At 70.2% G+C, this 18,263-nt stretch carries 22 protein-coding genes and 1 pseudogene; 15 read left to right on the forward strand and 8 right to left on the reverse strand.

The window, feature by feature from the left end; all coding sequences use genetic code 11:
* Positions 1–22: 22 nt before the first annotated feature.
* Positions 23–601 carry a GNAT family N-acetyltransferase gene (locus SK571_RS05910; RefSeq protein WP_319983000.1) on the reverse strand — a complete coding sequence of 193 codons (579 nt, stop codon included), beginning with the start codon at positions 599–601 and terminating at the stop codon, positions 23–25.
* Between the two features lie 133 nt (positions 602–734).
* On the opposite strand from SK571_RS05910, the gene SK571_RS05915 reads away from it, so the two are divergent.
* The 7 genes from SK571_RS05915 to SK571_RS05945 all read left to right on the forward strand — a co-directional run bounded on the left by SK571_RS05915 (position 735) and on the right by SK571_RS05945 (position 6,871).
* Complete coding sequence (locus SK571_RS05915) at positions 735–875, forward strand: hypothetical protein (RefSeq protein WP_319983001.1); 141 nt, start codon at positions 735–737, stop codon at positions 873–875.
* 93 nt (positions 876–968) lie between these two features.
* The gene (locus SK571_RS05920) at positions 969–1,361 is read left to right on the forward strand and encodes a DUF948 domain-containing protein (protein ID WP_090069009.1); all 393 of its coding nucleotides are present in this window, start codon (positions 969–971) and stop codon (positions 1,359–1,361) included.
* The gene (locus tag SK571_RS05925; protein ID WP_266034646.1) at positions 1,358–1,627 is read left to right on the forward strand and encodes a hypothetical protein; all 270 of its coding nucleotides are present in this window, start codon (positions 1,358–1,360) and stop codon (positions 1,625–1,627) included. Before SK571_RS05920 ends, SK571_RS05925 begins: the two co-directional genes overlap by 4 nt.
* A 58-nt stretch (positions 1,628–1,685) precedes the next feature.
* Positions 1,686–4,355, forward strand: a complete 2,670-nt coding sequence (alaS, locus tag SK571_RS05930) for an alanine--tRNA ligase (protein ID WP_319983002.1) — start codon at positions 1,686–1,688, stop codon at positions 4,353–4,355.
* Complete coding sequence (ruvX, locus tag SK571_RS05935; protein ID WP_266034651.1) at positions 4,342–4,830, forward strand: Holliday junction resolvase RuvX; 489 nt, start codon at positions 4,342–4,344, stop codon at positions 4,828–4,830. Before alaS ends, ruvX begins: the two co-directional genes overlap by 14 nt.
* A complete protein-coding gene (mltG, locus tag SK571_RS05940; RefSeq protein ID WP_319983003.1) occupies positions 4,827–6,050 on the forward strand; it encodes an endolytic transglycosylase MltG in 1,224 nt (407 codons plus the stop codon). Before ruvX ends, mltG begins: the two co-directional genes overlap by 4 nt.
* Positions 6,050–6,871 (forward strand): shikimate dehydrogenase, encoded by an 822-nt coding sequence (locus SK571_RS05945; protein ID WP_319983004.1) that lies wholly within the window; start codon positions 6,050–6,052, stop codon positions 6,869–6,871. Before mltG ends, SK571_RS05945 begins: the two co-directional genes overlap by 1 nt.
* A gap of 487 nt (positions 6,872–7,358) precedes the next feature.
* Here the strand turns inward: SK571_RS05945 and SK571_RS05950 are convergent, their stop codons facing one another.
* From SK571_RS05950 to SK571_RS05960, 3 genes are read right to left on the reverse strand one after another with little or no spacing between them, the layout of a single operon-like run.
* Positions 7,359–7,754, reverse strand: a complete 396-nt coding sequence (locus tag SK571_RS05950; RefSeq protein WP_319983005.1) for a hypothetical protein — start codon at positions 7,752–7,754, stop codon at positions 7,359–7,361.
* Complete coding sequence (locus tag SK571_RS05955; RefSeq protein WP_319983006.1) at positions 7,751–9,097, reverse strand: ATP-binding protein; 1,347 nt, start codon at positions 9,095–9,097, stop codon at positions 7,751–7,753. The genes SK571_RS05950 and SK571_RS05955 overlap by 4 nt, the downstream gene beginning before the upstream one ends.
* Positions 9,094–9,768 carry a response regulator transcription factor gene (locus tag SK571_RS05960; protein ID WP_319983007.1) on the reverse strand — a complete coding sequence of 225 codons (675 nt, stop codon included), beginning with the start codon at positions 9,766–9,768 and terminating at the stop codon, positions 9,094–9,096. The genes SK571_RS05955 and SK571_RS05960 overlap by 4 nt, the downstream gene beginning before the upstream one ends.
* 231 nt (positions 9,769–9,999) lie before the next feature.
* Here SK571_RS05960 and SK571_RS05965 point away from each other — a divergent pair.
* Positions 10,000–10,362 (forward strand): annotated as a pseudogene (locus SK571_RS05965) (phosphatase PAP2 family protein); the annotation flags it as partial.
* Between the two features lie 198 nt (positions 10,363–10,560).
* Here the strand turns inward: SK571_RS05965 and SK571_RS05970 are convergent.
* From SK571_RS05970 to SK571_RS05980, 3 genes are read right to left on the reverse strand one after another with little or no spacing between them, the layout of a single operon-like run.
* Positions 10,561–10,827: an HPr family phosphocarrier protein gene (locus SK571_RS05970; RefSeq protein ID WP_170176508.1), complete on the reverse strand. Its 267-nt coding sequence runs from the start codon at positions 10,825–10,827 to the stop codon at positions 10,561–10,563.
* Between the two features lie 33 nt (positions 10,828–10,860).
* A complete protein-coding gene (locus SK571_RS05975; protein ID WP_319983008.1) occupies positions 10,861–12,138 on the reverse strand; it encodes a PTS transporter subunit EIIC in 1,278 nt (425 codons plus the stop codon).
* Positions 12,135–12,890, reverse strand: coding sequence for a GntR family transcriptional regulator (locus SK571_RS05980; protein ID WP_319983009.1), 756 nt, complete (start codon positions 12,888–12,890; stop codon positions 12,135–12,137). The genes SK571_RS05975 and SK571_RS05980 overlap by 4 nt, the downstream gene beginning before the upstream one ends.
* A 111-nt stretch (positions 12,891–13,001) precedes the next feature.
* On the opposite strand from SK571_RS05980, the gene SK571_RS05985 reads away from it, so the two are divergent.
* The 7 genes from SK571_RS05985 to aroQ all read left to right on the forward strand — a co-directional run bounded on the left by SK571_RS05985 (position 13,002) and on the right by aroQ (position 17,500).
* Positions 13,002–13,238: a glucose PTS transporter subunit EIIB gene (locus SK571_RS05985; RefSeq protein WP_090005969.1), complete on the forward strand. Its 237-nt coding sequence runs from the start codon at positions 13,002–13,004 to the stop codon at positions 13,236–13,238.
* On the forward strand, positions 13,235–13,690 hold the full coding sequence (locus tag SK571_RS05990; protein ID WP_319983010.1) for a PTS sugar transporter subunit IIA: 456 nt from the start codon (positions 13,235–13,237) through the stop codon (positions 13,688–13,690). Before SK571_RS05985 ends, SK571_RS05990 begins: the two co-directional genes overlap by 4 nt.
* Positions 13,691–13,797: 107 nt before the next feature.
* On the forward strand, positions 13,798–14,250 hold the full coding sequence (locus SK571_RS05995) for a prepilin peptidase (RefSeq protein ID WP_319983011.1): 453 nt from the start codon (positions 13,798–13,800) through the stop codon (positions 14,248–14,250).
* A 13-nt stretch (positions 14,251–14,263) separates the two neighbouring features.
* Positions 14,264–15,463 (forward strand): chorismate synthase, encoded by a 1,200-nt coding sequence (gene aroC, locus SK571_RS06000; protein ID WP_319983012.1) that lies wholly within the window; start codon positions 14,264–14,266, stop codon positions 15,461–15,463.
* Positions 15,460–15,966 carry a shikimate kinase gene (locus SK571_RS06005; protein WP_319983013.1) on the forward strand — a complete coding sequence of 169 codons (507 nt, stop codon included), beginning with the start codon at positions 15,460–15,462 and terminating at the stop codon, positions 15,964–15,966. Before aroC ends, SK571_RS06005 begins: the two co-directional genes overlap by 4 nt.
* Entirely contained in the window at positions 15,963–17,072 is a 1,110-nt protein-coding gene (gene aroB / locus SK571_RS06010; RefSeq protein WP_319983014.1) for a 3-dehydroquinate synthase, read from the forward strand. Before SK571_RS06005 ends, aroB begins: the two co-directional genes overlap by 4 nt.
* A complete protein-coding gene (aroQ, locus tag SK571_RS06015; RefSeq protein WP_319983015.1) occupies positions 17,069–17,500 on the forward strand; it encodes a type II 3-dehydroquinate dehydratase in 432 nt (143 codons plus the stop codon). The genes aroB and aroQ overlap by 4 nt, the downstream gene beginning before the upstream one ends.
* Here the strand turns inward: aroQ and SK571_RS06020 are convergent.
* Positions 17,487–18,239, reverse strand: coding sequence for a Long-chain-fatty-acid--CoA ligase (locus SK571_RS06020; protein ID WP_319983016.1), 753 nt, complete (start codon positions 18,237–18,239; stop codon positions 17,487–17,489). The two genes, aroQ and SK571_RS06020, sit on opposite strands and share 14 nt — an antisense overlap.
* Positions 18,240–18,263 lie beyond the last annotated feature (24 nt).

An 18,263-nucleotide genomic window follows, 5' to 3' on the forward strand; every position in this document is an offset into this window, starting at 1 on the left:
GGAAGGTTGCCGGGGAACACCACTAGCGCTTGCAGACCATCAGCAGTGCGAGCTTGCCGGGCAGCATGATCTCGTCCGCGGCCACGAACCCGCCGGCCTCGAACGAGCTGATGGCCCGTGCGTCGCGCACGTCCGGTTCGAGCACGATGCGCGTGCAGTGCGGGTCGGCCTCGAACAGCGCGTCGGTGAGCCTGGGGAGCAGCGACCGCACGAGTCCGCGGTCGGTCATCACCAACTCGCCGACGGCGAGGTTCAGCCCGAGGTCGTGCGGCCGCGCCTGGTAGCAGCCGGCGACGGCGTGCCTGGCCGCGCGGTAGATCTCGGTGTAGATCACCGGGCGGCCGTGCCAGCCGATCAGCACCGGCCGGACGTCGTCGCCCGCCAGCAGTTCCGCCAGCCGGCGCTCCCACTGCGGCAACGTCCACGCCTGCCGCCGGAACGCCGCCACGTGCGGTGCCTGGTTCCAGCGGTGCACGAGGTGCAGGTCGTAGCCGTCGGACCGCGCCACGCGGGCGTCCCACGGCATCGGCAGGTCGGGGACGGGCGGGGCGTCCGCCATCAGCTGGAGCCGATAGGAGTCCAGGTGCGACACCGGCTTCACGAGGCCTCCTGCGCGGATCAACTTAGGGTTGCCTGACTTCCACTGGCAAGGCCGCCGCTGTCAAGCCCCGGGTGACGGGTATTTCACAGGCTGTGACGGCCGTGCGTCAATGAGTGGCCCGTACGTTCTCGTCATGCAGGAGACCCGGCGCAAGCCAGTGCCCCGCGTCGACACGGGCGAACTCGACACGGCGCGCGCGTTCCTCACGTTCCAGCGGCACGCGGGCCACGCCGACGTCCTCCGCGAGCAGATCGACGGCACCGCAGGTCGTTGAAGATCAACGAATGGTGCCGCCCAGCCGGGTGTCGGACCCACCCGGTAATCTCACCCGCAACCAAGCCCGAACGCCTGTTCACCAGGAGGATCCGTGTCGCCAGGGTGGCTCGCCGCCGGTGCTTTCGTGCTGCTCGTGCTCATCGTCGGGGTCGTGGCGATCAAGGCCGCGCGCTTCTTCGACGAGGCCACGATCGCGATGCGCAAAGCGCACGAGAACACGGACCCGTTGTTCGTTGAAGCCAACACGACGCTCACACACGTGAACACGCAGCTCGAACGCGTCGACGGCATCACGGCCAACGCACGCGCCGTCACGGGCAACGTCTCGGCGCTCACCAGCCTGTTCACCGCCACTCTCGGCGGTCCGCTGGTCAAGGCCGCCGCGCTGTCCTACGGCGTGAGCAAGGCCGTCAAGGCGCGCCGCAAGGCCGCCGAACAGCCGAACAAGCACTCCAAGCGCCGCCCCAGGCGAGGTGCGAAGTGAGCCGTCTCTTCTGGTTCGGACTGGGCGCCGCGGCGGGTCTGTTCGCCGCGAAGAAGGCCTCCGAGGTCACTAAGCAGGCGACTCCTGCCGGTATCGGCGCTAACGTGGGTGAAGGCCTGCGCGAACTCGCCGGCGCCATCGGTTCCTTCGGGGCCGAGGTGCGCGCGGGGATGGCCGAACGGGAACAGGAGTTGCAGGACACCGTGGAACGTCAGACGGGATTCACGCCGGGGCGCCGAGCGCCCAGGGCGAACGGGAAGCACTAGCACCGTTCGCCTCGTGACCATGCCCTGACTCTTCCCAGCAACACACAAGGAACTTCCCGTGCAGACCCACGAGATCATCAAGCGCTTCCGCGAGCACTTCGAGAACGCCGGGCACAAGTACATCCCCAGCGCCTCGCTCCTGCTCGACGACCCGAACCTGCTGTTCGTCAACGCCGGCATGGTGCCCTTCAAGCCGTACTTCCTCGGCGAGGCCCCGCCGCCCGCCCCGCGGATGACGAGCATCCAGAAGTGCGTGCGCACGCCCGACATCGACGAGGTCGGCAAGACCACGCGCCACCTCACGTTCTTCCAGATGGCCGGCAACTTCTCGCTCGGCGACTACTTCAAGGAAGACGCCATCCGGCTGGCCTGGGAGCTGATCACCAAGTCCCAGGACGAGGGCGGCTACGGCTTCGACCCCGAGCGCATCTGGGTGACGGTCTACCTGGACGACGACGAGGCCATCGAGCTGTGGCAGAAGGTCGCCGGCATGCCGCTGGAGCGCATCCAGCGCCGCGGCGTCGAGGACAACTTCTGGTCGATGGGCGTTCCCGGCCCGTGCGGCCCGTGCTCGGAGATCTACTACGACCGCGGCCCCGAGTACGGCAAGGAGGGCGGCCCGGTAGTCGACGAGGACAGGTACCTGGAGATCTGGAACCTCGTCTTCATGCAGAACATCCGCGGCGAGGGCGGTGCCAAGAAGGACTACCCGGTCCTCGGTGAGCTGCCGTCGAAGAACATCGACACCGGCATGGGCGTCGAGCGCGTCGCCTACCTGCTGCAGGGCGTCGACAACGTCTACGAGACCGACCTGGTCCGCGCCGTCATCAACAAGGCCGAGGAGCTCTCCGGCCGCAAGTACGGCACCAACGAGGTCGACGACGTCCGCTTCCGCGTCATCGCCGACCACGCCCGCAGCGGCGTGCTCCTGGTCGGCGACGGCGTCACGCCCGGCAACGAGGCCCGCGGCTACGTGCTGCGCCGCCTGCTGCGCCGCATCGTGCGCAGCAGCCGCCTGCTGGGCGTGAACGAGCCGGTGCTGCAGCAGTTCGCCGAGGTCGTCCGCGACTCGATGGGCGAGGCCTACCCCGAGCTGGTCAGCGGGTTCGCCCGCATCCAGCAGGTGCTCAAGGCCGAGGAGGACACGTTCCTGCGCACCCTCGACGCCGGCTCGCGGATCTTCGAGGGCGCCGCCGCCGAGGTGAAGTCCGACGGCCGCGCCACGCTGCCCGGTGACAAGGCCTTCCAGCTGCACGACACGTACGGCTTCCCGATCGACCTCACGCTGGAGATGGCCTCCGAGGCCGGCCTGTCCGTGGACGAGGACGGCTTCCGCAAGCTGATGGCCGAGCAGCGCGCCCGCGCCAAGGCCGACGCCGCCGGCAAGAAGACCGGCCACGGCGACCAGTCGGTGTACCGCGAGCTGCTGGAGCAGGGCCCGACCGAGTTCACCGGCTACACCGAGCTCGCCTCCGAGGCCACGCTGCGCGGCATCGTGCTGAACGGCCAGCGGGTGAAGTCGGCTCGCGAGGGCGACATCGTCGAGGTCGTCCTCGACCGCACGCCGCTCTACGCCGAGTCCGGTGGCCAGGAGTCCGACGCCGGCACGATCGTCACGGCCAACGCCGAGCTCGAGGTGCTCGACGTGCAGAAGGTCGCCCGCAAGCTGTGGGTGCACCAGGTGCGCGTCCGGTCCGGCGAGATCAGCGAGGGCGAGCACGTCGAGGCCCGCGTCGACCCGGAGTGGCGCGTCGGTGCCCGCCAGGGCCACTCGGGCACGCACGTCGTGCACGCCGCCCTGCGGCACGTGCTCGGCCCGTCGGCCCTGCAGAGCGGTTCGTACAACAAGCCCGGCTACCTGCGTCTCGACTTCGCCTGGACCGGTGGCCTGTCCGCCGAGGCCAAGAGCGAGATCGAAGAGGTCTCGAACCTCGCCGTGCGCAAGGATCTGCCGGTCAGCGTCGTCTACACCGACATGGCCGGTGCCCAGGACATGGGCGCCGTCGCCCTGTTCGGCGAGACGTACGACGAGACCGTGCGCGTCGTCGAGATCGGTGGCGAGTGGTCGCGCGAGCTGTGCGGTGGCACCCACGTCGAGCACTCGTCGCAGATCGGCCCGATCACCCTGCTGGGTGAGTCTTCTGTCGGTTCCGGCGTGCGCCGCCTGGAGGCCTACGTCGGTATCGAGGCCATGCGGTTCCTGGCCAAGGAACGCGCCATCGTGCAGAACCTCTCCGACATGCTCAAGGTCGGCTCCGACGGCCTGCCCGAGCGGATCGAGTCTCTGGTCGAGCGTCTGAAGTCCGCCGAGAAGGAGCTGGAGAAGGTCCGCGCCGCCGAGCTGCTGGGCAACGCCGGCGCCCTCGCCGACAAGGCCCTCGACATCCGCGGCCTGTCGCTCGTGGCCCTGGGCCTGGAGGGCGTGCCGGGCAACGACCTGCGCACGCTCGGTGGTGAGGTCCGCAACCGCCTGGGCAACAAGCCCGGTGTGGTGGCCCTGTTCTCGGTCGACGGCGACAAGGTCAGCTTCGTGGTGGCCACCACGGCCGCCGCTCGCGACCTGGGGCTCGCCGCCGGCAAGCTCGTCCCGGTGTTCGGCCCGGCCATCGCCGCCCGCGGTGGCGGCAAGCCGGACCTCGCCCAGGGCGGCGGCACGAACCCGGCCGGCGTCACCGACGCCATCACGGCCCTGACGAACGAACTGGACAAGGTGCTTGAACAGCGCTGATGTTCCTGGTGTCGACGATCCGGGCCTCGGACGGAGGCTCGGCGTCGACGTCGGGTCGGTTCGCGTGGGGGTCTCCCTCAGCGATCCGGCACCGTTCCTCGCGACTCCGCTGGTCACCCTGCAACGCGACCAGAAGAACGGCTCGGACCTCACGGAACTCGTACGTCTCGTGGCCGAGCATGACGTCGTGGAGGTCGTGGTCGGCCTGCCGAAGACACTGGCCGGCAGACACGGCCCCGCGGCAGAGGCAGCGACGGCGTACGCTGCGGCCTTGGCCGGACGCATCGCCCCGGTGCCGGTGCGGCTCAGCGACGAACGCCTGACGACGGTCGTGGTGAGCAGGGTGCTGGCACAGCGCGGTGTGAAGGGCAAGAAGCAGCGAGCCGTGGTCGACCAGGCTGCTGCTGTCGAGATCCTGCAATCTTGGCTGGACGCACGGGCACGTTCGGTGCCCGCCCGAAAGGACGAGGCGTGAGCGGCGACGATCTCGGGTTGTTCACCGACCCCGAAGCTGAAGAGCGGAGGCCGGTCAGGAAGCGCGATCGAGAGCGCGACAACGCCCGCGCCAAGGCGAAGAAGCGCAAGAAGACGGTCCTGTGGCTGGTCGTCGTGCTGATCCTCGCCGTGGGCATGGGCGGTGCCTACTACGGCTACCAGGAGCTGCGCGGCATCGGCTCGTTCGAGGACTTCGCGGGCAGCGGCGAGGTCGACGCCATCGTCGAGGTCCAGGACGGCGACCCGGTCAGCAAGATCGCGTCGACCCTGTACGACAACGGCGTCGTCGCCTCCGCGCGCGCGTTCACCGAGGCCAGCAAGACCGACACCCGCGTGACGTCGATCCAGCCCGGCTTCTACCTGATGAAGACGAAGATGTCGGGCCAGAACGCGGTGGCCCGCATGATCGACCCGAAGACCAGGGTCCCGGCCGTCCAGATCGTCGGTGGCCTGAAGCTCACCGACATCCAGGCCGACGGCAAGGCCGTTCCCGGCATCTACTCCAAGCTCGCCGCCGCGAGCTGCACGGAGAAGGACGGCGCGAAGGTGTGCCTGACCGCCGACGAGATCAAGGCCGCCGCCGAGCAGACCGACCCGGTCGCCCTCGGTGTGCCGGACTGGGCGCTGGCGGACGTGAAGCGCGCCGATCCGCAGTTCCGCCTCGAAGGCCTGATCATGCGCGGCGTCTACCAGGTCAAGCCCGGTGTCACGGCGGTGGAGCTGATCCGCAGCGTCATCGTGGCGTCGGCCCAGAAGATGCAGGGCGCGGGCATCCCCGGCGGCACCATGAACACCGGCTTCCGTCCCTACGAGGTCCTCGTCATCGCCTCGTTGATCGAGAAGGAAGCCATCGAGAAGGACTTCGGCAAGGTCTCGCAGGTCATCTACAACCGGATCGCGAAGCCGATGCCCCTGCAGTTCGACTCGACCATCAACTACAAGAACAACCAGCCCCACATCCGCACGTCCGACGCGGACCGCAACGCGCAGCAGCCGTACAACACCTACATCAACCCCGGCCTGACGCCGACCCCGATCGGCTCGCCGTCGCAGCAGGCGATCGCCGCGGCGATCAAGCCGGAGGGCGGCGAGATCCTGTACTTCGTGAAGTGCCAGACGGACGGCACGTCGTGCTTCGCGAACACGTTCGAGGAGCACAACGCGAACGACCAGAAGGCTCAGAGGGACGGCGTCTACTAGTGGTGCGCAAGGCCGCGGTGATCGGTTCGCCGATCGAGCACTCGCTTTCCCCCGTGCTGCACAACGCCGCGTACGCGGAGCTGGGCCTCGACTGGGAGTACACCCGCCTGGAGTGCTCCGCGGCCGGCGTACCCGCTCTGGTCTCGTCGCTGGGACCGGAGTGGGCGGGCCTCTCGTGCACGATGCCGACCAAACGCGCCGCGCTGGCGTTCGCGTCGGTCGTGACCCCGCGGGCGACGGCGGTGGGAGCGGCGAACACGCTGGTGCGCCACGGTTCCGAGTGGCACGCCGACTGCACCGATGTGGACGGTGTCGTGGGAGCGTTGCGGGAGAAGGGTTTCTCCGGCGGCTCGCACGGCGTCGTGCTGGGCGCGGGCGGCACGGCCACGGCCGCGCTGGCCGGGTTCGCCGAGCTCGGGATCTCCTCGGCCTCCCTGGTGGTGCGCGATCCCGCACGCGCCGCAGAGGCAGTGGAGACGGCGTCGCGGGTCGGCGTCTCCGTCGAGGTGCTGGAGCTGTCCTCTGTGGACCTCGCCGTGCTGGCCGGTGCCGCGGACGTGGTCGTGTCGACGGTGCCGGCCGAGGCCACCGCGCCGCTGGCCGACTCGCTGGCGCGGGCGCCGTACGTGCTGGACGTCATCTACCACCCGTGGCCGACGCCGGTGGCGAAGGCCGTGGAGGCCTCCGGGAGCCGCCTGGCCACCGGGCTGGACATGTTGCTGCACCAGGCTTTCGGGCAGTTCGAGCAGTTCACCGGCAAGCCCGCGCCGCAGGAGGCCATGCGCGCCGCGCTGGCCGCGGCACTCGCCTCGCGGCCGTAACTTTCGGCTTGATCTTGGCCGTTCGGTACCGGCACGCGTCGGTCGTGTGGTTGCCTACGTGTGACTCGTTTGGTTCCGGACGATGTGCCACTCGGCCGGAGTCATCACATGCCGGTGTTCCTCGCCTTGGGAGGGCCGGCGGGCGGGGCGCACGGGTGTGTCCGCCGGGGGCTCCGCTTGGGCGTGGGCCGACCGGTTCCGGCACCACGGCCGCCGGTGCGTCCCGCCTCCACAGGATCGCCCCGTGGAGACTCCAGGACTCGGGGCCGTGACCGAGGACGACTACGTGGACGACCCGGCGCCGGAGGACTTCCACGCCGCGATCCGCGCGTTCCTGGCACTGGACGGCACGGCCCGAGGACGTCTGGGACCACGTCACGTTCGAGGGGCACGAGATCATCGTCCATCGCGGCGGCGGGCGCGTGACGAAGGTCGGCCCGTACGACGGCCATCTCGCGAACACGCCCGAAGGCGTCCTCTGCGAACGCTAGGGGCAGTACTCGTCGGAAACCGGGGCCACCCCGGCCACCTTCGCGCGGCTCGCCAGGGCCGTGCAGTGCACCTGGAAGGCCCCCCACTTCGTCGTCGGTGGCGCGACGTCCTCCGGCATCACGATCACGTCCAGCACGGGGATCGCCTTGGACGACGTGGCGGGCAGCTCGGTCACCAGGCCCAGCTTCTTCTCCTCGTCGTTCGGGCCGGCCAGCAGCAGGTTCATCGCGGTCGTGATGTCGACCGTGCCGGTGTGGTCGCGGGTGCGGCGCACCAGGCCGTCGCGGCCGGCCGTCACGAGGTAGATGGTCAGCGAGTGCGACGAGACCGTCGGTGCCTCGGCTCCGGTGAGGATCGGGGTCGGGCGGATGCCGCAGGCCGTGAGCGTCACGAGGGCAAGCGCAAGGTGAAGACCGCGCCGCCCGAGGGCGCGTTGGCCGCTTCGATGGTGCCGCCGTGCAGGCGTGCGTTCTCCCATGCGATCGCCAATCCCAGTCCGCTGCCCTCGGAACGGGAGCGGGCCGTGTCTGCCTTGTAGAAGCGGTCGAAGATGTGGGGGAGGGCGTCCTCGGGGATGCCGGGGCCGTGGTCGGCCACCTCGATGACACCCGGCCGCACGGACACCCGCACCGGGACGCCGCCGTGCTTCAGCGCGTTGCCCACGAGGTTGGCGACGATGACGTCCAGGCGGCGGCGGTCGACCCTGGCCACCACGCCCTCGGGCAGGGACGCCTCGACGGACGTCGTCCAGCCGCGGGCGGCCAGGGTGTCGCGGACCGCGGTGCCGATGTCCCAGTCGTCCAGTTCGAGGAGGTTGCGGCCCTCGTCGAAGCGGGAGATCTCCATCAGGTCGTTGACCAGGCGGGTCAGCTTGCGGGTCTCGGCGGAGACCAGGCGGGCCGCGACGGCCGTGTCGGGTGGCAGCGTGTCCGCGTCCTCGTCCAGTACGGCGGTCACGGCGTTCATCGCCGTCAGGGGCGTGCGGAGTTCGTGCGACACGTCGGCCACGAAGCGGCGGGAGGCGGCCTGGGAGGCTTCCAGCTGTTCGGCGGCCTGGTTGAACGTGCGGGCGAGATCCGCGAGTTCGTCGGAACCGCGCACGTCGACGCGGGTGTCCAGGCGGCCGGATCCCAGCGCGCGGGCGGCGGCGCCGAGACGGCGGACGGGGCGCAGGACGCCGCGTGCGGTGAACAGCGCGAGGCCCAGGGCCAGGGGGAGCACGAGGCTGACGCCCACCCAGGCGGCCGTCGAGAAGCTGTCGATGGCGGTCTGCGGGCCCCGGAGGTACAGCAGCGCCCACACCTCCACACCCGTGGGCGTGCCGTCCGCGCGGACCAGTGGGATGCCCACGACGACGTACGGGTCGGTCAGGTCCGTGCGGCGCTGCCAGAGGATCGTCCGGCTCGTCTTGAGCCTCTCGCGCATCTCGGCGGGGACGAACGACGGGTCGGGGCCGCTGGTGGAGCGCAGGCCCTCGTAGACGACGACCGCCGAGCCGCGCAGGTAGGAGCCGAAGGCGTCGAGGTCCTCCTGAGCGGGCGGCACGGTCAGGCGGGGCGCGTAGTCGCGGACGTCCTGCACGAGCGGGTTCATGAAGCCGTCCTGCGCGTCCTCCAGCAGCAACGTGCGGGCGGTCGCGTAGGAGGCACCCGCGGCTCCCACCGCGCCCAGCACGGTCAGCAGCAGGAACGCGGCCATCAGCCTGGGGCGCAGGCCGCGCAGCAACGACCTCATCGGGGGCCGAAGCGGTAACCGAAGCCGCGCACCGTGTGGACGTAGCCGGGGTCGGAGGGCACGTCCTCGATCTTCGCGCGCAACCGCTGCACGCACGCGTCGACCAGCCGCGAGTCGCCGAGGTAGTCGTGCTCCCAGACGGCCTCGAGGATCTGCTGGCGGGTCAGCACGCGGCCGGGGGTGCGGGACAGTTCGAGCAGCAGCTTCAGCTCGGTCGGGGTCAGCGCGACCTTCACGTCGTTCTTGAGCACCTGCAACCCTGCCCGATCGATCACCAGCGAGCCGTGCCGTTCGACCGACGACGGCTCGGCGACGGTCCGCCGCAGCACGGCACGGATCCGGGCCTCCAGCACGCGCGGTTCCACGGGCTTGACCACGTAGTCGTCCGCACCCGCCTCCAGGCCCGCGACCACGTCGAAGTCGTCGCCGCGCGCGGTGAGCATGATGATCGGCACCTCGGCGTGCGTGCGCATCCGCCGGCACGTCTCGAAGCCGTCGATGCCCGGCAGCATGATGTCGAGGACCACGATGTCGGGGCGGGACTCGCGCAGCTTCTCGACGCCTTCCTCACCCGTTCCCGCTGCTCGGACGTCGTGTCCCTGACGGCGCAACGCCAGCCCGAGTCCTTCACGCACCGAGGGGTCGTCCTCGACCAGCAACACCATCGCCACGAGATCCATTATCTGCGGGAGACGGCACCGGCGCCGGATCTGTAGCGGAACCATGACATGGCGTGGACGTTCCCGTGGACCGGCTCGCGGAGTGTCGAACCCATGGCCGGAAGCTTGCTGGGATTCCTCTTCACGTACTTCGCGCTGGTGTGGACGTCGTTCGGGCAGAAGGCGGAGAACGCCGCGTTGCCCGAACTGTCACTCCAACGATCGTGGGCGTCCAACGTGGACATGGCGGTCATCATCGCCGCCGTCCTCGTGGTTCTCTTCGCGCGCAAGAAGTCGCTCACGCCGTTGCTGCTGCTCGGCGGATCGGTGCTGGGGGCGCAGGTCCTGAAGCTCTACGTGCTGGTGCGGCCGCCGCTCGACGACGACGCCGTCCTGGTGCACAACAGCTTCCCGAGTGGACACACGACAGCCGCGGTGGCGTCGGTGATCGCGGTGACGATGGCGGTGCCCAGGCGGTTCGCGCTGGTCGTGGCGGTGCCCGGGGCGATCGTCGCGGGGGCGGTCGCGGCGGAGACGGTGTCGCTCGGCTGGCACCGGTTCAGCGACACGCTCGGCGCGGCGCTGCTGGTCTCGACGCTCGCGTTCCTGTTGCTGCGCAAGTGGACCGCGGGGCTGATCGTGCCGCCCGCGCTGGCCGTGGGAGGCGTCTGGCTGATGGTGAGCTACCCGCAGGCCACGCCGTCGGCCTCGGCCGGCGTCGTGACCGCGGGTGTGGTGCTGCACTTCGGGTGGGTCGTGAGTGGTCTCGGCCGTCGGGGCGATCAAGACCACTCACGACCGGGATCACTCGTCGTGATCGGTGGCGATCAGCTCGGCGATGGCGTCCAGAGCGGCGTCCGCTCCGTCTCCCTCGGCGCTGAGCACCACCTCGTCACCGTGCATGGCGCCCAGGGTCATCAGACCCAGAACACTCGCCGCGTCAACGGCTTCGCCGCCGTCCTTGGCGATGCTGACCGTCACCGGCTGGTCGGCGGCGGCCTTCGCCAGCAGTGCGGCAGGCCGGGCGTGCAGTCCGACCTTGCTGGCCACGGTGACCCGTCGCTCGGCCATGATGGTTCCTCCCGGTAGAGCTGGTTGTACTTGCTACTCGTCCCTGGTGGCGCGCTTCTCCCGCACCGCCGTGTCGCCGCTGCTGCCGACGATGCTCTCGTCGGCCTCCGGGGACTCGTCGTCCTCGCGGCCCGGCGTCTTCAGGTTCCACTTGGTGATGACGAAGCGGAACAGGAAGTAGTAGATCGCACCGTAGATCACACCGAGGATGATCAGCAGCCACGGCTTGGTCGCGATGTTCCAGTTCAGGATGAAGTCGATCGCACCCGCGGAGAACGAGAAGCCGTCGTGCGCGCCCAGGGCGTTCGAGATCGCGAGCGACGTACCGGTCAGGAACGCGTGGATCAGGTACAGCGGCCACGCCACGAACATGAACGCGAACTCCAGCGGCTCCGTCACACCGGTGATGAACGCGGTGAGAGCGGCGGAGCCCATGATGCCGCCGATGAGCTTGCGCTGGCTGGGACGCGCGGTGTGCACGATCGCGAGCGCGGCGGCCGGGAGGGCGAACATGAGGATCGGGAAGAAGCCGGTCTGGAACGTGCCGGCCGTCGGGTCGCCCGCCAGGAAGCGCGGGATGTCACCGGTCTTGTCGTTGTACTCGCCGAACTGGAACCACACGACGTTGTTGACGATGTGGTGCAGGCCCAGCGGGATCAGCAGGCGGTTCACGACACCGTAGATGAAGGCACCGATGATCGTGCTGCCGGTGACCCACTCACCGATGGCGGTCAGGCCCGCGTCGAACCACGGGTAGACCAGGCCGAGCAGGACGCCGACGAGCGTCATGACACCGGCGACGATGATCGGGACGAACCGGCGGCCACCGAAGAACGCCAGGTACGGGGGAAGCTTGATGCGGTGGTACTTCTGCCACAGCAAGGCGGTCAACAGGCCGACGACGATACCGCCGAGGACGCCGTAGTTGATCACCTCGGGCTTGGCGGCCGGGTCGGTCGGCTGGTCGAGGACCAGCGGCGACATCGCCTTGAAGACGCTCGTCAGCACGACGTAGCCGACGACGCCGGCGAGCGCCGTGGAACCGTCACCGCGCCGTGCGAAACCGACGGCGATGCCGACGGCGAACAGCAGCGCGAGGTTGCTGAACAGCGCGTCGCCCGCCGCACCGATCACCGAGGCGACGGCGTTCCAGCCCAGGCCGTCCTTGCCCAGCATGTCGGGTTGACCGAAGCGGAGCAGCAGGCCTGCCGCGGGCAGCACGGCGATCGGCAGCATGAGGCTGCGACCGAAGCGTTGCAACGTGGCGAGGCCCTTGATCTCACGACCACCGGTTGCGGCGTCCGTGCTCATCGGGTTCCTCCCTTGGCGGAGTTGGGTCCGGTACCCGGGACGGTCCGGTCCAGTTGCATGGTCACCTGGTAGAGATCGCCCCGGTACCAGGAGGTCACGTCTTCACAGGGCCGCCCGTCGGAGCTGGCGACCCTCCTGAACACGAGAAGCGGGCTGCCCTTGCGGACGTCGAGCGCCTTCGCGGTCTCCGCGTCGGCGGTCTCGGCCCACACGGTCTGCCGCGCGTGGTCGAGCTGAATTCCGTACCGGGTCGCGATGATCTCGTAGATCGATCCGGTCAGGTCGCAGCGGTCGAGCTCGGGAAGCATGTGCGGGCTGTACCAGCCGGCTTCGAGCGCCAACGGTGCGCCGTCGGCCTTGCGCAGCCGCACGACGCGGTACGCGTACTCGTCGGACTCGAGGCCCAGCGAGGCCTTCGAGCCGGGTGCCGCCTGGCCGCAGCTGATCACCTCGGTGCTGGGTTCGACCCCGCGCGCCTTCATGTCCGAGGTGAACGAGGCCAGGAAGAGCTGCAGGTCGTAGCGCCGCTTGGCGGTGAACGTCCCACGTCCCTTGGCCCGTGTGAGCAGGCCTTCGGCGACCAGCTGGCCGACTGCGGCCCGCACGGTGATGCGAGAGACTCCGTACCGCTCGGCTAGATCGCGCTCGGACGGAATCGGTGAGCCGGGAGCGAGATCCTGCTCTGCCAGCCGCCGCAGGATCTCACGCAGCTGCGCGTGCTTCGGCTTGGGCCCGTCCACGATCTCGTTCACTCGCTCACCTCCTCGCTAGTGGTACTTTCCGGTCTAGACCAGTTGGTGCGGGAGAATGCTCCGCGCACCGAGCGGGTGTCAACCGCTGTTACGGGAACGAGAGGTACGAACGTGGCTGACGAGAAGGCTCAGAAGATCCTCGAGGCGCTGGGCGGGCGCGACAACATCATCGAGATCGAGCCCTGCATCACCCGCCTGCGGTGCGAGCTCGAAGACGGTTCCGTCGTGGACGAGAAGGCGCTGAAGGCGTTGGGAGCGCACGGAGTCATGCGTTCCGGCAACGTCGTCCAGGTCGTCGTCGGCCCCGAGGCGGACACCATCGCGTCGGACATCGAGGACCTCCTGTGAGCCTCCGCGTGGGCAGCCCGGTGGCCGGCCGGGTGGTCGCGCTCTCCGCGGTCCCGGACCAGGTCTTCGCCGAGGCGATGGTCGGACCCGGCGTGGCCGTCGAACCGGTTCGGGCGCCGGCCGACGTGGTGTCGCCGCTCGACGGCACCGTCGTCACGCTGCACCCGCACGCGTTCGTGGTCGCCGACGGTGACGGGGCGGCCGTCCTGGTCCACCTCGGCATCGACACCGTGAAGCGCAAGGGCGAGGGCTTCGAGCTCCACGTCGTCAAGGGCGAGCAGGTCCAGGCCGGTCAGCGGATCGTGACGTGGAACCCGGCCGAGGTCGAGGCGGCCGGGTTCGCGCCCATCTGCCCGGTGATCGCGCTGGACGCGTCCGCCGAGGTGCTCGGCGACCTGGCTCTCGACGCGGACGTGGTGGCGGGCGACGCCCTGTTCGACTGGTCTCGCTGAACCGTTCTCCCAGCCCTGACCGGGGCGGTGTGAAGGCTGCGCGTGAACGGACCGTTCACGACAGGCCGGAACTTGTACCCGGTCGCCCCGAGCAGGACCGTGGTGTCATGACCACGGTCCTGCTCGCGTTCGCCCTGGGTTCGTCGTGGACGGTCGCCGCCGTCCTGGACGCTCCACCCTCGTCGTACCTGCTGGCCTGGTTCGGCATCGTGCTCGCGATGATCGACCTGCGACACCACCGGTTGCCGGACGCGCTGACCCTCCCGTTGGGTGCCGCGCTGCTGCTCCTGCAGTTCCACGGACTGGGAGCCGCGGCGTTGTCGGCGCTCGTCTTCGGTGGCGCGCATCTCGCCGTCCGGCGGCTGCGGCCCGCGCTGATGGGCGGCGGCGACGTGAAGCTCGCTTTCGGACTCGGCGCGGCGCTTCCGTTGCCGGCGCTGCTACCTGCGGCGATGCTGTCCAGTGCGGTCACCCTGGCCGTCGCCGCGCTCCGGCGCAGGCGCGCCGTGCCGCACGGACCGGGCCTGCTGGCCGCCACCTGGGCGTTGACGACGCTGTGAAAGGATTGTGAACGTGCTGCGCTGGATCACCGCTGGAGAGTCACACGGCCCCGCCCTCGTCGCCGTCCTGGAGGGCATGCCCGCCGGGGTGGAGGTGACCACCGAGGACCTAGTCGCCCAGCTCGGGCGCCGCAGGCTCGGGTTCGGTCGCTCGCCGCGCATGGGCTTCGAGCAGGACGAGGTCGAGATCCTCGGCGGCGTCCGCCACGGCAAGACCCAGGGCGGTCCGGTCGCGGTCACGATCGGCAACTCCGAGTGGCCCAAGTGGCAGACGGTCATGTCGCCGGACCCGGTCGACCCGAGCCTGCTCAAGCCCACCGGCCGCAACGAGGCCCTCACCCGCCCGCGTCCCGGCCACGCCGACCTGCCGGGCATGCAGAAGTTCGGCTTCGACGAGGCCCGGCCGGTGCTGGAGCGCGCCTCCGCCCGCGAGACCGCCGCCCGCACCGCGCTGGGCACGGTCGCCCGGCAGTTCCTGCAGCAGCTGCTCGGCGTGCAGGTCGTGAGTCACGTGGTGTCCATCGGCAAGGCCGAGACGCCCGAGGACGCCGCGCTGCCCACGCCCGACGACCTGGCCGCGATCGACGAGTCGCCGGTGCGGTGCTTCGACCAGCGCGGCACCGACGCGATGGTCACCGAGGTCGAGGCCGTCAAGGAGGCCGGTGACACGGTCGGCGGCGTCATCGAGGTGCTCGTCTACGGGTTGCCGCCGGGCCTGGGCTCGCACGTGCACTGGGACCGCCGCCTCGACGCCCGTCTGGCCGCCGCCCTCATGGGCGTGCAGGCGATGAAGGGCGTGGAGATCGGCGACGGCTTCACCTCGGCGAAGCGCTGGGGTTCGCAGGCGCACGACGAGATCGACCGCGGCAGCGGCCCGGTCGGCGTGACGCGCCGCTCGAACCGCGCCGGTGGCCTTGAAGGCGGCATCACCAACGGCGAGATCCTGCGCGCCCGCGTGGCGATGAAGCCCATCTCGACCGTGCCGCGCGCACTGTCCACTGTGGATATCCGCACCGGTGAGCCCGCGGTCGCGATCCACCAGCGTTCGGACGTCTGCGCCGTGCCGCGCGCCGGTGTGGTGCTGGAGTCCGTGGTGGCGCTGGTGCTGGCCGAGGCCGCACTGGAGAAGTTCGGCGGCGACTCGCTCGACGAGACGCGCCGCAACGCCCACGCGTACCTCAAGGCGCTGGAAGCCCGCTGGGAGGGCATGTGAGCCCCCGGTACGTGGTGGTCGGTCCTCCCGGAGCCGGGAAGACCACCGTCAGCGAACTGCTGGCCGCACGGCTCGGCGTGCCGTTCCGCGACGTCGACGCGGACATCGTCGCGCTCGCCGGCAAGCCCATCTCGGACATCTTCACCGACGACGGTGAGCCCGCTTTCCGCGCCGTCGAAGAGGAAGCGGTCGCGAAGGCGCTCGTCGAGCACGAGGGCGTGCTGGCCCTGGGCGGGGGAGCGATCCTGTCCGCGACGACCCGCGAGCGCCTGCGCGAGCACACCGTCGTGTTCCTGAACGTGGGCATGGCGGAGGGCGTGCGCCGCACCGGGCTGTCGTCCTCGCGGCCGCTGCTGTCCGGCATCAACCCGCGCGCCACGTTCAAGGCGCTGCTCGACGCGCGCCTGCCGCTGTACCGCGAGGTCGCGACGATCGAGGTCCTGACGGATTCGCTGGACCCGCAGCAGGTGACCGACGCGGTGATCAAGGGAGCTGAAGCATGACCGAGCCCGTGCGCATCCGGGTCGCCGCGGAGAAGCCCTACGACGTGGTGGTCGGCCGCGGCCTGCTCGGCGACATCGTCGAGTTCCTGAAGGGCACCGCCAAGATCGCGATCGTGCACCAGCCGACCCTGGCCGAGACGGCCAAGGTGCTGGTCGACGAACTGAAGGCCGTGGGCGCCGACGCGCACCGCGTCGAGGTCCCGGACGCCGAGGACGGCAAGGACCTCGCCGTCGCCGGCTTCTGCTGGGACGTGCTGGGCAAGATCGGCCTGTCGCGCTCGGACGTCGTCGTCGGCCTCGGCGGCGGCGCGGTGACGGACCTCGCGGGCTTCGTCGCGTCCACGTGGATGCGCGGCGTGCGGCTGGTCAACATCCCGACGACGCTGCTCGGCATGGTCGACGCGGCGGTCGGCGGCAAGACCGGCATCAACACCGACGCGGGCAAGAACCTCGTCGGCACGTTCTACGAGCCGGACGCGATCTTCGTCGACCTCGCGACGCTGGAAACGTTGCCGCGCAACGAACTCGTCGCCGGCATGGCCGAGATCGTGAAGGGCGGCTTCATCGCCGACCCGGTCATCCTCGACCTCATCGAGGCCGACCCGGCCCTGGCCCTCGACCCGACCGGCGAGGTGCTGGCCGAGCTGGTCCGCCGCAAGATCCAGATCAAGGCCGACGTCGTGACCTCGGACCTGCGCGAGTCGTCGTTGCGCGAGATCCTGAACTACGGCCACACCCTCGGCCACGCCATCGAACGCCGTGAGCGCTACCGCTGGCGCCACGGCGCCGCGATCAGCGTGGGCCTGGTCTTCGCCGCCGAACTGGCCCGCCTCGCCGGCCGCCTCGACGACGAGACGGCCGACCGGCACAAGCGCGTCCTGCAGCTGCTCGGCCTGCCGACGACGTACGACCCGGACGCCCTCCCGCAGCTCATGGAGGGCATGAAGGTCGACAAGAAGAACAAGGCGGGAGTGCTCCGCTTCGTCGTCCTCGACGGCCTCGCCAAGCCCGGCCGCCTCGAAGGCCCGGACCCGGCCCTGATCGCCGCCGCGTACTCGGCCGTCGCCGCCGAGCCGACCACCGGTTCGGGGAAGGTGCTGCTGTGAAGGTCCTCGTCCTGAACGGCCCGAACCTCGACCGCCTCGGCACCCGCGAGCCGCTCATCTACGGCAGCACCACCCACGCCGACCTGGTCGAGATGTGCGTCGCCGAGGGCAAGGAACTCGGCTTCGACGTCGAGGTCCGCCAGACCGCCTACGAGGGCGAGATGGTCAAGTGGCTGCACGAGGCCGCCGACGCGTCGATCCCGGTCGTCCTCAACGGCGCCGCCTGGACGCACTACTCGATCGCGGTGCGCGACGCGTGCTCGCAGCTGACCGCGCCACTGGTCGAGGTGCACATCTCGAACATCCACCAGCGCGAGGAGTTCCGGCACCACAGCGTCATCTCGGCGATCGCGAGCGGCGTGATCGTCGGCCTGGGCGTCGAGGGCTACCTGCTCGCCCTGCGCTGGCTGTCGCTCAAGCAGAAGTAGCGCGCACCGGGTGGCGCATCCAGAGGTTCGTCTCCTCGTAGACGCCCTGGTCGCGCTCCCGGTCGATCGCGACGAGGTCCAGCCCACCGGCGACGACGTACCGGCCGCTCTGCGGGAACACCATGCCGGTCCACCGCTCCCACTCGGCGACGCTCCCGGTCACCACCATCGACCGGGGCGCGGGCCCGAGGATCGTGGCGCCGAGCCGCTGGTGCGTCCAAATCCACGGGTCGAGGTGCAGGCCGTCCGCACGCGACCAGCGTTGGAAGTCCTCCATCGAGGTCAGCGGGTAGGTCGCCTTGAGCGTCGGCCGCACGGGCACGATCGCCCGGAGCAGCCCGTCGTCCGCGGCCCGCTCACGCAGAGCGGTGAGCACCTTCCCCGCCAGCCCGCCTCCGGTGCGATCGGCCCGCACGGTCGCCGCCACGACGCACAACGTGTCGGGCACGACGCCGCTCTCGTGCCCGGTGACCGCCGCGACCAGAGCACCGTCGTACCCTCCGCCGGGCAGCGACGACGTCTCGCCGTCCCAGCTCAGGGCCACCGCCGTCGCGCGTGCCAGCACCGTGTCGTCGTCATCGAGGAGCAGCACGTCGTAGCGCGGGAAGTACTCCGCCACGGCGTCACGGTGGACGCGAGGCACCTCGCCGCGCAGCACGAACGCGGGCCAGCCGTCCCGCAACGAGGCCGGGGCAGGGCCCTGGAGGTCGGGCCGCTCGGCGTTCGAGACGATCTTCATGAAGCCGATCCTCGCGCGTGGAAC

Origin of the sequence: Lentzea kristufekii (assembly GCF_033949925.1) — a bacterium.
GTDB classification, from domain to species: domain Bacteria; phylum Actinomycetota; class Actinomycetes; order Mycobacteriales; family Pseudonocardiaceae; genus Lentzea; species Lentzea kristufekii.